Raw genomic sequence first — 13819 nt, 5'->3', positions numbered from 1 at the left:
CCGTTGCGGTTGGGCGCCGTGCGCCCAGCGCCGGCTGTCCGGCCCGAGCCCGCCGCGCGAGAGAAGCCGCGGACCCTGCGCCCGGCCACGGCGCCCAACCGCAACGGACGCGTCCGCAAGGATTAGGAAGACGTATCGGCGCGAACGGGTTTCGCCGTCCCCGCCGATACGACCGTCGCCGCGACCAGGTCGCCGATGACGTTCAACGTCGTGCGGCACATGTCGAGGAAGCGGTCGACGCCTAGGATCAGGCCGATGCCTTCGGGCGGGACGCCGACCGACGCGAGGATCAGCGCGATTACCGGGAGCGAGCCCGCCGGAACGCCCGCCGTACCGATCCCGCCCAGGATGCAGACGAGCATCACGACGACCTGTTGTTGAAGCGTCAGGTCGATACCGAAAAATTGCGCGAGGAAGATTACCGTCACGCCTTCAAACATCGCGGTGCCGTTCTGGTTCGCGGTCGCCCCGATCGTCAGCACGAAGCGCGCAACCTTATCGGGAAGCCGAAGGCGATCGTGCGCGACGCGCAGCGCGGTGGGCAGCGTCGCGTTCGACGAGGCGGTCGCGAACGCCATGACAAAGGCCTCCTGCGTCTCGCGAAAAAAGGCGACCGGCGATTTCCCCGCCAGCGTCTTGAGCAGGATGGGAAAGACGATGAACATCTGGATCGCGAGCGCTAGCAGCACCACGCCGACAAAGGCCGACAGACGGACGATCAGGTCCCAGCCGAATTGCGCGGCGAGGTTGAACATGAAACAGAAAACCGCGATCGGCGCCAGCCGGATGACAAGGCCGATCAGCTTCATCACCACGTCGAACACGCCCTCGATCACCGTCTTCAGCGCTTCGGTCTGCGGCGTGCGAACGAGCATCAGCCCGATGCCGAAAAACAGCGCGAAGAACATCACCGCGAGCACGTCGTTCGCCCCCATCGCGGCGAATATATTGTCGGGGACGATCGCGACGACGGCATCCATCCCGGTCTTTGCCTCGCCCGCGCGATCGGCGATCGCCTGCGCGCCCGCCGCGCCTTCGGCCATCAGCGAGCGCGCGAGCGCGGGATCGACCCCCGCGCCCGGCTGGATCGCATTGACCACCGCCAGGCTGACGATGACCGCGATGGTCGAAACCGCGATTGTGTAAAAAAGAGTGCGCAGGCCCACCGTTTTCAGCGCACGCATTTCGCCCATCTCGGCGACGCCGACGATCAACGCCGATACGAGCAGCGGGATGACGAGCATGAAAAGCAGCCGCAGGAATATCTGACCGAGCGGCCCGGTCACGTAAGTGGTCAGCCCCTCCACCCACGCCGCGTCGGGCGCGCCATAATGGACCGCAAGCCCCGCGGTCAGCCCGGCGAGAAAGCCGATGAGCATCCGCCAGCGCAGTTGGCGGGCGCGGACCTCATCGCGCGCGGCCTGATCGATCGCCGTTGCTTCGCCCATAATGTGCTCCCTGCTCGCCCCGGTGTGGGCGGGCCGAAGCTCGCGCGTTACGCGGTATCGGCCGCTGGCTTGCTCCCCCCGGCATCCTCACTATCACGAATGTCGAGCCCGCGGGTTCCATGATGCTCGGTATGCGCCGGGGCGTGCGGCCTTTCGGAGAAGGCTGGGTCGGGATGTTCGAGCATCCCTTCCCATTTGGTGATGACCGAAGTCGCGACCGCGTTGCCGACGACATTGGTGGCGGTGCGGCCCATGTCGAGGAAATGGTCGATCGCAAAGACGAGCGCGACGCCTTCGACCGGCAGGTCGAACATCGCCAGCGTTGCGGTGATGACGACGAGGCTGGCGCGCGGCACCGCCGCAATCCCCTTCGACGAGACCATGAGCGTCAGCAGGATCAGGATCTGCGTGCCGATCGACAGTTCGATGCCATAGGCCTGTGCGATGAAGATCGTCGCGAAACTCGCGTACATCATCGAACCGTCGAGGTTGAAGCTGTAGCCGAGCGGGAGGACGAAGCCCGAAATGCGGCGCGGAACGCCGAAGCGGTCGAGCTGTTCGAACAGCTTGGGCATCGCGGCTTCGGACGAGGCGGTCGAAAAGGCGATCAGCAACGGCTCGCGGATATAGCGTACCAGCGCGACGATCCGCGAGCGAAGGAAGATCGCCCCCGCGCCAAGCAGCAGCACCCACAGCAGGACGAGCGCGATATAGAATTCGATCAGCAGTTCGGCATAGGTTGCGAGGATACCGAGGCCATTTTGCGCAACGACCTTCGCCAGCGCGCCGAACACCGCGAAGGGCGCAAGACGCATCACATAGCCGGTGATCTGGAGCATCAGTTCGGCAAGTGCTTCGGCGCCGCGCACCAGCGGCTTGCCCTTTTCGCCGAGCGCCGTCAGGCCGACCCCGGCGAACAGCGAAAAAACGAGGATCTGGAGGACGTTGTTTTCCGCCATCGCCGCGATGACATTCTTGGGGAAAACATGTTCGATGAACTCGAACATATCGAGCTTTTTCACCTCGCCGACCGATTGCGCCGACGCGGTCATATCGACCCCGACGCCCGGCTGGAGCAGGTTCACCATGATGAGGCCAAGGCTGATCGAGATCAGGCTGGCGATGATGAACCAGGCGATCGCGCGCGTGCCGATGCGGCCGAGCGCCGAGCTGTCGCCCATATGCGCGATGCCGGTGACGAGCGTGCCGAGGATCAGCGGCGCGACGAGCATCTTGATGAGGTTGAGGAAGATGGTGGCCAGCGTACCAAAGCTGCGCAGCCAATATTCAAAGGCCTGACTGTCGGCGGGCACGAAGACGCGGACCAGATATCCGACGACGATGCCAAGGACCATGCCGATCAATATGTACAAAGTAAGGCGACGCGCCATCCAATCACTCCCCTGTCCCGCCCCGGCGGAAAATTATCGCGCGGGGGTAACAGGGTGGCGCGTCGCGGGCAATCGCCGAGGCGTCAGATAAGCAGGCTTATCGCGACGCAGGTTGCCGCGCCGACCGCGAGGGTGAGCGGAATGCCTGCGCGGAAGAAGTCGACAAAGCGGTAATTGCCGGCGGCGTAGACCAGCGTGTTCGTCTGATAGCCGATCGGGGTTGCGAAGCTGGCCGACGCCGCAAACATCACCGCCACGACGAGCGGATAGGGATCGACGCCCAGTTCGCGCGCGATCGCGATCGCGAGCGGGGTGACCAGAATGGCGACCGCATTGTTCGTCACGATCTCGGTCAGCAGCACCGAAATGACATAGGTTGCAACGACCAGCGCCCAGGGCGGCACGTCGCGCAACAGCGGGGTCAATTCCCCCACGACGAGCGCAACGCTGCCCGAATTTTCGAGCGCAAGGCCGACCGCAAGCATCGCGAAGATCAGGACAAGGACGTTTCCGTCGATCGAATCCCACGCCTCGTCCGCATCGATGCAGCGCGTGAGCAGGATCAGTCCGACGCCGATGATCGCCGCAACCCCGATATCCATGACGTTGAACGCCGCGAGCAGGATCACGCCGACGAGCGCCCCGATGGCGATCGGGGCCTTGTTGCGGCGAAACTCGCGTTCGCTGGTCGAACCGACGCCATAAAGGTGCGGATTGCCGTACATTTCTTCGATCTGTTCGGCGGGCCCGGTCACCAGGATGCGGTCGATCGCCTGTACCCGCGCATTGGGCAGGTCGGGGCCTGCCGTCTTGCGGAAGCGCGCGATCCCCAGAATGCGCACCCGCAGCATCGACAGAAACGGAATCTCGAGCAGCCGGCGACCGATCGCGGGATGGCTGGGCGCGATCATCGCCTCGATAATCCCTTCGTCGTCCTGCCTGACCTCGTCGTTGCCGGCCGTCAGCCCGATCACGATATTCTTGTTCGCCCGCAGCGACAGCAGTTCGGACAGGTCGAGCCGTACGACAAGCCGATCCTCTTCCTCGGCGACCTCGTCGAGCAGGCCCGACCGCCGCAGCGACGCCCCGCGTTTCAGCCCGACGAGCTTGACGTTGGCGCGTTTCGCGAAGGGAATGTCGCCGAACCGCCGGCCGATCAGGTTGCTGCCCTTGGGGATGCGGATTTCGGTCAGGAAGCTGCGATGTTCCTGGCTGAGCGCGATCTGCGACGGCGCATCGTCGGGAAGGAAGCGCCGCGCGATGAAGATCAGCGCCAGGATGCCCGATACGCCGGCGACCAGCCCGACGGGGGTGATGGTAAAGATGCCGAAGCGGTCCAGCCCGTTCTCCTCCGCCACTGCGGCGACGAGCAGGTTGGTCGATGTCCCGATCAGCGTGGTCGTGCCGCCCAGGATCCCGACGAACGACAGCGGCATGAGCAGCCGTTTGGCACTGATCCCCAGCGCGTTCGCCAGCTTCAGCATGATCGGGATCATCACCACCACGACGGGCGTGTTATTGAGAAAGGCCGAGGCGACATAGACGCCGAGGAACATCTCCGCGAGCGCCAGCTTCGGACGTCGCTGCGCGCGCGCGATGATGCGGTTGGCGATCGCGTCGAGCGTCCCGGTGCGCAGCAACGCACCCGACAGGATGAACATCGCGCCGATCGTCACCGGCGCGGGGTTCGCAAAGACCGAAAACAGATCCTTCCCCGACAGGATGCCGAGGAACAGGAAGGTGCAGGTGCCGAGGATCGCGACGACCGTCGCGGGAAAGCGTTCGAGGACGAACCCGACGAACATCAGCGCCAGCACGACCAGCCCGATGATGGCCTGATATTCGCCGATGAAGTGGCGCGCGCCGTCGATCATCTGCGGATCAGCCGTTCTGCGCCCGGTGGAGCAATTTATGGTCCGCAAGGACGAGCGCCATCATCGCCTCGACCACCGGCGCCCCGCGGATACCCACACACGGGTCGTGGCGGCCCTTGGTGACGATGTCGGTCGCCTCGCCCGCCTTGTTGACGGTCGGCACGGGGGTGAGGATCGAACTCGTCGGCTTGAAAGCCACGCGCACGACCACCGGCTGGCCGGTCGAAATGCCGCCCGCGATGCCGCCGGCGTTGTTCGAAAGAAAGTCGGGGCGGTTGCTGCCGTCGGTCGCGGGGCGCATCGGGTCGGCATTTTCCTCGCCGCGCAGCCTCGCGGCGTGAAAGCCGGCGCCGATCTCGACGCCCTTCACCGCGTTGATCCCCATCATCGCGGCGGCAAGGTCGCTGTCGAGCTTGGCATAGATCGGGGCGCCCCAGCCGGCCGGGACACCGCTCGCGGCGCATTCGATCACCGCGCCCAGCGAACTGCCCGCCTTGCGCGCCGCGTCCATCAGGCCCTCCCAGCGCTGTGCGGCGGCGGGGTCGGGACAGAAAAAGGGATTGCGATCAATCTCTTCGAGGTCGAAATTGGCGGGATCGATCGCATCCCCACCGATTTCGGCGACCCAGGCGTGGATCTGGACCTCGGGAATCACGAGCCGCGCGACGCCGCCCGCCGCGACGCGCGCCGCCGTCTCGCGTGCGCTCGACCGGCCGCCGCCGCGATAATCGCGGATGCCATATTTGGCGTCATAGGCATAGTCGGCGTGGCCCGGGCGATAGGCCTGCGCGATCGCGCCATAATCCTTCGACCGCTGGTCGACATTCTCGATCATCAGGCTGATCGGCGTACCCGTCGTCTTGCCTTCGAACACCCCCGACAGGATGCGCACCTGGTCGGGTTCCTGCCGCTGCGTCGTGTGACGCGACTGGCCGGGGCGGCGCTTGTCGAGGAATGGCTGGATATCGGCCTCGGACAGCGACAGGCGCGGCGGGCAGCCGTCGACGACGGCACCGAGCGCGGGACCGTGGCTTTCCCCCCAGGTGGTGAAGCGAAGAACGCGTCCGAAGCTGTTGAAACTCATGGCCCTACCCCAAGCGGCCGAATGCAGATGCATAGTCGGCGCGTCCGCCTAGCGGCCAAGCCGCGTTCGAGTCCAGCATCATCGCCATGAAATGCGGACCCGCGAAGGGCGATGCGAAGCGCGCCGCGAGTTCGGGCGAATAGCCGAAACGCGGATAATAGCTTTCGTGACCGAGGACGAAGCTGATCGCGGCGCCTTGTTCGCGCAGCACCGCGAGCCCGCCGCGGATCAGCGCATCGCCGATCCCCTGCCCCTGAAGGCCGGGCATGACCGATATCGGCGCAAGGCCCGCGCCCGCCAGCGGCGCACCATCGGCCTCGATATCCATCCGGCTGAACAGCACATTCCCGGCGATCGCACCGTCCCGTTCGGCGACGAGCGACACCATGACGTCATCGTCGGCCGCCAGTATCCGGACAAGCTCGGCTTCGCCCCGATGACCATATTCGCTCGCGCCAAAGGCGGCGCGGATCACGCTGTCGATAGCCTCGTCATCCTCCGCACGCGCGGGGCGGATGGCGACGGAATCAGGCAAGCGCAATATCCGGCGCGTCTTCCTGTTTCATGCCGACGGTGTGATAGCCCGCATCGACATGATGCGTTTCGCCGGTGACGCCGCCCGAAAGGTCGCTGAGCAGGTAGAGCGCCGAGCCGCCGACATCGTCGATCGTGACGTTGCGGCGCAGCGGGGCGTTATACTCGTTCCATTTGAGGATCAGGCGGAAGTCGCCGATGCCCGATGCCGCGAGCGTCTTGATCGGGCCGGCCGAGATGGCGTTCACGCGCACCCCCTGGGGGCCATAATCATTGGCGAGATATTTGACGCTGGTTTCGAGCGCCGATTTCGCGACGCCCATGACGTTATAGTGCGGGATGACCTTTTCCGCGCCATAATAGCTGAGCGTGAGCAGCGAACCGCCGCCCTTGCCCGTTTCGGGGTCGAAGGGGGTCATCATCGCCGCCGCGCGCTTGGCGACCGCGGTGAAGCTGTAGACGCTGATATTCATCGTCATCAGGAAGTCGTCGAGCGTGACGTCGGCATAATGGCCGCGCAGCGCCTCCTTGTTGGTATAGCCGATCGCATGCACGACGAAGTCGATCGTCGGCCAGCGCGCGGAGAGCGTCGCGAAAGCCGCGTCGAGATTGTCCATGTCGGCGACGTCGCAATCGATCAGGAAATCGCAGCCGAGCTCATCGGCCAGCGGCTTCACGCGCTTCAGCATCACGTCGCCCTGGTACGAAATCGCCAGTTCCGCGCCGTGCGCGTGCAGGGCCTTCGCAATGCCCCAGGCAAGCGATTTGTCGTTAGCAAGGCCCATGATCAGCCCGCGCTTGCCCTTCATCAGACCCGTCATTTTTTGTCTCCGGCCTTTTCAACAGTCACATCGTCGACGCGCCCAATAGCGTCGTGGCCCAAATCCTCAACCTCTACCAAAGCAGCATTGAGCTCGGCGCCCATCACCATACCCAATCCGACGAGATAGAAAAAGAAGAGCGCGACCATCACGCCCGCAAGACTGCCATAGGTGGCGTCATAGCTGAGCAGGCTGGCGAGCAGCGGCGGCAGCGCGAGCGTCACCCCGATCCACCATAATGTGGTGAACAAGGCGCCCGGCCATTTGGGGCATTTCTTGAGCCGGCGGTATTTCGACGGGGTCAGGCTGTAGAACAGCATGTAGATCGCAAGGAACAGCCCCGCGCCCGACACGCCGCGCGAGATCAGGACGACCCCCCATGCCTGATATTGTTCGGGCAATACGCGCGTCACGAACTGTTCGATACCGACGATCAGCACCTGCATGCTGAACGACAGCAGCATCAGCACGACCGCGCCGGTGATGATGCCGATCGAAAGCAGGCGATAATGGAAAAAACCCTTCGAGAAATGCGTGCCATAGGCGCGGCGGAGGATGTCACGCACCGTTTCGATCAGGCTTCCCACCGTCCACAGCGCGACGAGCGCCCCAAGCCACAGGAAGATGCCGGTGCGCGCCGACATCACTTCGCGGATCGGACCCGACAGGGCTTTCGCGACCGTCGGCGGCATGGTGGAGAACACCGCCTCGACCGCCCGTTCGCCCCCGACGCTGCCGCCAAATATCGACAGCGCCGCGGCGAGCAGGATGAAAAAGGGAAACAGCGCGATCAGCGCCAGATAGGCAAGATTGCCCGCGTGGATGAAGCCATCGGTATAGGTACCGACGATGACGCGGCGGACGATATGATAGGCGCGCGTGCCGGGCCCCAACTGCTCGCGGCCGCGCTCCAGCATCCCCTGCGCGCGGGCGCGCAGCTTGACCCGCTTGGCGCGCTCCGCGCGTGCTTCGGGCGAGTGCGGCGAATGACCTTCGGCCAGATATTCCTTGCCGACCTCGTCGGCGACCTCGCGCTCGAGCGCTGCGACGCTCTGCTTGTTGCTGGCGTCAGCCACGCGTCACACGCCAAGCTCCGCCCGCACGTCGCGCGGGTCGGTCCAGTCGCTGAGCAGCTTGATCAGTGCGGCATCGTCGGCGGGCAGGTCGACCATCAGGCGGACAAGCTGGTCGCCGCGTCCGCCGCTTTTCTGGCTAAAGCCCTTGCCCTTGAGACGCATGACCTTGCCCGACGAGGAACCCGCCGGAATCGACAACATCACGGGGCCGTCGACCGTCGGCACCTTGATCTTCGCGCCTTTGACCGCCTCGTTCAGCGTTACCGGCAGGTCGAGGCGGATGTTCGCGCCCTCGCGCACATAAAAGGGATGATCCTTGACCGTGATCGTGACGATACCGTCGCCCGTGCCGCCAGGGCCGGGCTGCCCCTTGCCCGCGAGGCGCATCTGCGTGCCGGTTTCGACCCCGGCCGGCAGTTTCAGGTCGATCGTGCTGCCGTCGGCGAGCGTGATGCGCTGCGGCGCCTGCGTCGCGGCGTCGATGAACGACACCGACAGGCGATAGGCGACATTGGCGCCCTTTTGCGGCGGCGCGCTGCGCCCGCCGAAACCGCCGAACGGCCCACCGCCGCCGCCGCCGCGGCCGCCGAACAATCCTTCGAAAATATCGCCGAAATCGGCGCTTTCGTTCCCGAAGCCGCCGAAACCGTCCTGCCCGCGCGGATCGCCGCGAAATCCGCCGCCCCCGCCATAGCCGAAGAGCATCGCGGGATTGCCGTCGCCGTCGATCTCGCCACGGTCATATTGCGCACGCTTCGCCTTGTCCGACAGAAGGTCATAGGCCTTGGTCACGTCGGAGAATTTCTCCGACGCCTTGGGATTGTCCTTGTTCTTGTCGGGATGCAGTTCCTTGGCGAGCTTGCGATAGGCGGACTTGATTTCCGCATCGCTCGCAGTCTTCGCAACGCCCAGGGTGGAATAGGGATCGGCCATCTTGCTCCTGTAGCCCGATAAGTGACTGGGCGTGAAGCCCGATTGCGCGCGCCATGTGGTAATGGGCGACGGCGCGGTCAAGTTCCCCCATATCGCGCTCGACCATGTCCGCGCGGCGCATTATGACCGCGACGATGACCAACGATCCCCTTGCCCTGTTCGACAGCTGGTTCGCCGAGGCGCGCGGCAGCGAACCCAACGACTCCAACGCCATGGCGCTCGCGACGACGACGGCCGACGGCCGCCCGTCGCTGCGCATGGTGCTGCTGAAGGGCCATGGCCCCGACGGGTTCGTCTTTTACACCAATCTCGACAGCCGCAAGGGCGGCGAGTTGGCCGAAAATCCGCATGTCGCGCTACTCTTTCACTGGAAATCGCTGCGCCGGCAAATCCGCATCGAAGGCCCGGTGGAACCCGTCGACCCCGCCACCGCCGATGCCTATTTCGCGACGCGCAGCCGCGACAGCCAGCTCGGCGCATGGGCGAGCGACCAGTCGCGCCCGCTCGACGCCCGCGCCACCTTCGAGGCGCGCTTTGCCGAAATGGAGGCGCGGTTCGCCGGACAGGACGTGCCGCGCCCGCCGCGCTGGTCGGGCTGGCGCGTTAATCCTTCGCGAATCGAATTTTGGCAGGATCGCGCCCACCGGCTGCACGAACGCACGCTGTTCGAGCGCGCCGGCGATGGTTGGACGAAAGGATATCTCTATCCATGAGCGCTGCACGCCGCCTTCCGATCAGCCAGGTCGACGCCTTTGCCGACCGCCCCTTCGCCGGCAACCCCGCCGCGGTGATGCCGCTCGAGGAATGGCTCGACGATGCAACGCTGCAAGCCATCGCGGCCGAGAATAACCTCGCCGAAACCGCCTTTCTGGTCCCCGACGAAAGCGGCGAGGCCGATTATGAGCTGCGCTGGTTCACCCCGGCGGTCGAGGTGGCGCTGTGCGGCCATGCGACGCTGGCGAGCGGACATGTGCTGCTGTCGGCGGCGCAGTGGCGCAGCGACATGCGCTTTCGCACGCGCAAGGCGGGCATATTGACGGTGGCGCGCGCCGGCGACGACGACGACGGTCCCGGCCGTTACCGCATGAAGCTGCCCGCCTATCGTGCCGCCGCCAAGCCGATGCCCGACGTCTCGCGCGCGATGGGCGGCGATGTGGCCGAGACATTGTGGCACGACGGCGGCTATGCGCTGATCGTCTATCGCAGCGCCGACGCGGTGCGCGCGCTGGCGCCCGATCTGGCGGCGCTGAGCAAGAGCGATATCCTGTATATCGCGACCGCGCCCGGCGTGGGCGATCCATCGGGCGCCGATGTCGTCAGCCGCGCCTTCGCGCCGGGCGCCGGCATCCCCGAAGACCCGGTGACCGGATCGGCGCACAGCGTGCTGACACCCTATTGGACGACGCGGCTCGGGCGCGACCATTTCGCGGCCTATCAGGCAAGCAAGCGCGGCGGCCACGTCGGCTGCCGCCTCGACGGCGACATGGTCGAACTCAGCGGCACCTGCGTCACCACGCTGGTCGGCGATTTCCTTTTGTAAGGCAGAGGCTTTTGACGGCTTTCGTCATCGAGCCAGCTGCAATTCGACCGAATGCGGACGTTGCAATTCCGAGGCACAATCATCTTATGAGCTTTTTGACATTTCGATACCGATATGACGGCACCCCTACCCATGTTCTTGACGACTTCGGTTGGCTGGAGATGCGCGTGGTCACAGACAGTCGGTCGGGGGTCGGCGGTTTTTGGGTCCAGTGGCAAGACGTAAAGGAGTTTGGCGAAAAGCTTTCGGCGTATCCAATTGACCCGGACGCTCCTCTTGCCGAGCAATGGGGTTACAGCGAAAACGGCGAGTATGAGAAGGTTCTAGGACTTGAAATTGCCCCGGCCAATGCACGCGGAGGCCTGAAAGTCCGCGTTGAAATAGCAGATCAGGATGATCCGACCGACTGCGTCAAAACTTCGTTCCAAACGAACTATCCGGACTTGGCGGCATTCCAGCTTGAGATAGCGCAACTGATGGCTGGCGAGATCGAAGAGGCGCGCCTCAACGGGGGGTGATGTCCGCTTCCCACCCCAAAGCCGACATTAAGCCGGCATCTCAAAGCGCTTCCGCCAGATCGGCGAGATGGCGGCGCAGTTCGGGAAACTGATCGTCGGTCGTCACGCCGAGCCGGACGATCGTCACCCGCTGCGACGGCGACACGATGATATATTGCCCCTGATGCCCGATGCACGCAAACAGGTCGTTCGGCCCCCGGTCGGGCCATAGGGCGGGCGTGACCCCGGCCGGGCGTTTCCGGTTGAGCCAGATATGGCCGCCATAGCCCGCATCCTTTGCCGACGGCGTCAGCATGAAGCGGATCCAGGTTTCGGGCAGCAGCCGCTGGCCGTTGACGACGCCGCGATTGCGGAGAAATTCCCCGAATTTCGCATAATCGCGCGCGGTCGCATGCATGATCGACCCGCCGATCATCGTGCCGCGCGCGTCATATTCGGGGGTCAGGCTGGTCATCCCAAGCGGCTCGACCAGGCGGCCGCCGATGAAGTCGCGCATCGCGTCGCGCCGCGCATCGGGATTGTTCGACGGCGTCAACGCATCGGCCAATATGTCCGACAGGATCACGCTGGTCGCCGAGCTGTAGTTGAAAATCTCGCCGGGCTGGGCCGCCGCGGGCTTCGCTTCGGCAAACCCGGCCATATCGCCCGCCGCGCTGCCGAACAGCATCGTCACCGTGTCGCCCTGCCACACCGGATCGCCCGTTTCGACATGTTCGAGCCCCGACGACATATGGAGCAGGTGGCGCAGCGTGATCGCGCCGCGCGGATCGCCGCTGCGCTGCCACGCCGCCACCGGGGCCGGCCCGTCGAGCGACAACTGGCCGTCGGCAACGAGAAAGCCGGTAAGTACCGCGGTGATGCTTTTCGCCATCGACCAGCTGATCAGCTTGCTGTCGGCACCGAAGCCCGCGCCATAACGTTCGTAAATCAACTCGCCGTCGCGCAATACGAGAAGCGCGCGCGTCTGTCCGACATCCTCGGCATCGGTGAACAGCGCGTCGGCGCGGGTCCGGATCGCTGCGGGCAAGGCCGGCAGCCGCTGCGGCGTATCGACCGCGGCGACACTATCGATCGAAGCGCCGAATTTCGGCGCGGGCGATGCCGGCGCCATATTGCCCTGCCCCACCGCCTGGCCGAACGACCAGACGCCGAGCATCGCGAGGGCGGCACTTGCCAGCAGCCGTTTTTTCGTGATCATGACATGGGTGACTAGCACCAACCCGACCGGTCCTTCAACGGGCGACGAGACGCCCGCGACACCGACGCCGACCGCCTTCATGCCGTCGCCCGTCAAGCCCCCGGAAAAACCGCGCCGCGCGGGCGGCTGCCTGCCGTGGACGCTGGCGATCGCGGTGCTATTCGGCGTTTTTGTGGTCTGGAAATTCCCGTCGTTCAAGGCGCAGGCCGAACTGGGTTCGGCCTATGCCGCGCGCATTGGCTGTTCGTGCCGTTATGTGCAAGGGCGCAGCCTCGACAGCTGCCAGACCGATTTCGAGCCCGGAATGGAAATGGTTTCGCTGAGCGAGGATCCCGCGACCAAGACGATCACCGGCAGCGTCCCGCTGCTCGCATCGCGCAGCGCCCGTTACGCCGGCGCCGGCGGCTGCCTGCTGGCACCCGCAAACTAGCCGGATCGCGCCGCAGCGCCCGCTATTCCTCCTCCCAAACCGCGGGCAGGATCGCCGACACATGGCGGCGGCGCCACTCGCCGGGCGACATGCCGAGCTTGCGGCGGAAAATCGCGCATAAATGGGCGTGGCTGGAAAAGCCGGTCGCAAAGGCGATCTCGGCGACCGACAGCGGACGGTTCATCAGGAACCAGCACGCACGGCGCAGCCGCTGGCGCAGCATATATTGGGCCGGGGTCTGGCCGGTGGCCCGCGCGAAATGAACGATCAGGCTGTTGACCGACATGCCCGCCCCCGCCGCCATTTCCTCGACCGATAACGACACTTCGAGCTGGGTCTGGATATAGGCCATCAACTCGTTGATCCGCTCGACGATCGCGGGCGCTTCCGGCCGCCCCGCCATCGTGTCGAGCGTTTTGGCGAGGGTCGAGACGAGCGGGTCGGCCGCGCCGGCATCGCCCGCCAGCAAGGCACGCACCAGCGCGGCGAGCGGCAAGTCGTAATGCGCGGCGAGCGAGCGCGTGTGCGGCGCCACGGTCAGCCGCGACGCCGGGATTTCGACCTCGACATACCGGACCGCCCCGCCCTTCGCCGTACCATGATAGCGGCGGCCCGCCGGCGCCAGCCACATTTCGCCGGGCAGCGGGTCGCCCAGCGACGTACGCCGCCCGTCGAGCCAGGTTTCGAGCCAGTGATAGCTTCCCGCTTCGTAAAGATAGAGCGTGTGGATATCGCGTTCGATTATCCAGCTAGAAGGGCCATCGATCCGGTCCACGATCGAGGCGACCTTGAGTCCACCCACATCCATTGCGCGATTATGGCAAGAATGGGAGAATCTGAAAGCCTGCTATGTTTACGAAACTTATGGTTAAATCGCCGCTTCAAAATCACCGACCGTCGCTGATTGTCGGAGGAAAACCGTTGCGGACGCGATCATAAGTGCGCCCGGCGCACCCCAAACCCAGACCCCCC

General features: G+C 65.0%; 14 protein-coding genes. 4 read left to right on the top strand and 10 right to left on the bottom strand.

Annotation, left to right across the window (positions count from 1 at the left end; translation table 11 throughout):
• Positions 1-122 precede the first annotated feature (122 nt).
• The 8 genes from ATE71_RS19760 to ATE71_RS19725 all read right to left on the bottom strand — a co-directional run bounded on the left by ATE71_RS19760 (position 123) and on the right by ATE71_RS19725 (position 9161).
• Positions 123-1448 carry a dicarboxylate/amino acid:cation symporter gene (locus tag ATE71_RS19760; RefSeq protein ID WP_058805054.1) on the bottom strand — a complete coding sequence of 442 codons (1326 nt, stop codon included), beginning with the start codon at positions 1446-1448 and terminating at the stop codon, positions 123-125.
• A gap of 47 nt (positions 1449-1495) precedes the next feature.
• Positions 1496-2839, bottom strand: a complete 1344-nt coding sequence (locus tag ATE71_RS19755) for a dicarboxylate/amino acid:cation symporter (protein WP_058805053.1) — start codon at positions 2837-2839, stop codon at positions 1496-1498.
• An 83-nt stretch (positions 2840-2922) separates the two neighbouring features.
• Positions 2923-4713 carry an SLC13 family permease gene (locus ATE71_RS19750; RefSeq protein WP_058805052.1) on the bottom strand — a complete coding sequence of 597 codons (1791 nt, stop codon included), beginning with the start codon at positions 4711-4713 and terminating at the stop codon, positions 2923-2925.
• A gap of 7 nt (positions 4714-4720) precedes the next feature.
• Positions 4721-5797, bottom strand: coding sequence for a chorismate synthase (gene aroC / locus ATE71_RS19745; protein WP_058805051.1), 1077 nt, complete (start codon positions 5795-5797; stop codon positions 4721-4723).
• A 4-nt stretch (positions 5798-5801) separates the two neighbouring features.
• Positions 5802-6332, bottom strand: coding sequence for a GNAT family N-acetyltransferase (locus ATE71_RS19740; RefSeq protein WP_058805050.1), 531 nt, complete (start codon positions 6330-6332; stop codon positions 5802-5804).
• Positions 6325-7152 (bottom strand): enoyl-ACP reductase FabI, encoded by an 828-nt coding sequence (fabI, locus tag ATE71_RS19735; RefSeq protein ID WP_058805049.1) that lies wholly within the window; start codon positions 7150-7152, stop codon positions 6325-6327. The genes ATE71_RS19740 and fabI overlap by 8 nt, the downstream gene beginning before the upstream one ends.
• Positions 7149-8228 carry a YihY/virulence factor BrkB family protein gene (locus ATE71_RS19730; RefSeq protein WP_058805048.1) on the bottom strand — a complete coding sequence of 360 codons (1080 nt, stop codon included), beginning with the start codon at positions 8226-8228 and terminating at the stop codon, positions 7149-7151. Before ATE71_RS19730 ends, fabI begins: the two co-directional genes overlap by 4 nt.
• A gap of 3 nt (positions 8229-8231) precedes the next feature.
• Positions 8232-9161, bottom strand: coding sequence for a DnaJ C-terminal domain-containing protein (locus ATE71_RS19725; protein WP_058805047.1), 930 nt, complete (start codon positions 9159-9161; stop codon positions 8232-8234).
• A 134-nt stretch (positions 9162-9295) separates the two neighbouring features.
• On the opposite strand from ATE71_RS19725, the gene pdxH reads away from it, so the two are divergent.
• The 3 genes from pdxH to ATE71_RS19710 all read left to right on the top strand — a co-directional run bounded on the left by pdxH (position 9296) and on the right by ATE71_RS19710 (position 11219).
• Positions 9296-9874: a pyridoxamine 5'-phosphate oxidase gene (gene pdxH / locus ATE71_RS19720; protein WP_058805060.1), complete on the top strand. Its 579-nt coding sequence runs from the start codon at positions 9296-9298 to the stop codon at positions 9872-9874.
• Positions 9871-10701: a PhzF family phenazine biosynthesis protein gene (locus ATE71_RS19715; protein ID WP_058805046.1), complete on the top strand. Its 831-nt coding sequence runs from the start codon at positions 9871-9873 to the stop codon at positions 10699-10701. The genes pdxH and ATE71_RS19715 overlap by 4 nt, the downstream gene beginning before the upstream one ends.
• 86 nt (positions 10702-10787) lie before the next feature.
• Complete coding sequence (locus ATE71_RS19710; RefSeq protein WP_058805045.1) at positions 10788-11219, top strand: hypothetical protein; 432 nt, start codon at positions 10788-10790, stop codon at positions 11217-11219.
• A 40-nt stretch (positions 11220-11259) separates the two neighbouring features.
• Here the strand turns inward: ATE71_RS19710 and ATE71_RS19705 are convergent, their stop codons facing one another.
• Complete coding sequence (locus tag ATE71_RS19705; protein WP_058805044.1) at positions 11260-12417, bottom strand: serine hydrolase domain-containing protein; 1158 nt, start codon at positions 12415-12417, stop codon at positions 11260-11262.
• Between ATE71_RS19705 and ATE71_RS19700 the strand changes: the two genes are divergently transcribed.
• Positions 12416-12847: a hypothetical protein gene (locus ATE71_RS19700; protein ID WP_058805043.1), complete on the top strand. Its 432-nt coding sequence runs from the start codon at positions 12416-12418 to the stop codon at positions 12845-12847. The genes ATE71_RS19705 and ATE71_RS19700 overlap by 2 nt on opposite strands.
• Before the next feature lie 22 nt (positions 12848-12869).
• Here ATE71_RS19700 and ATE71_RS19695 read toward each other — a convergent pair whose 3' ends face one another.
• On the bottom strand, positions 12870-13655 hold the full coding sequence (locus tag ATE71_RS19695; RefSeq protein ID WP_058805042.1) for an AraC family transcriptional regulator: 786 nt from the start codon (positions 13653-13655) through the stop codon (positions 12870-12872).
• Between the last annotated feature and the right edge of the window lie 164 nt (positions 13656-13819).

Source organism: Sphingopyxis sp. H115, from assembly GCF_001468465.1.
GTDB lineage: Bacteria > Pseudomonadota > Alphaproteobacteria > Sphingomonadales > Sphingomonadaceae > Sphingopyxis.
Note: the sequence above shows the minus strand (reverse complement) of the source record. Positions and strands in the feature narration are given on the sequence as shown.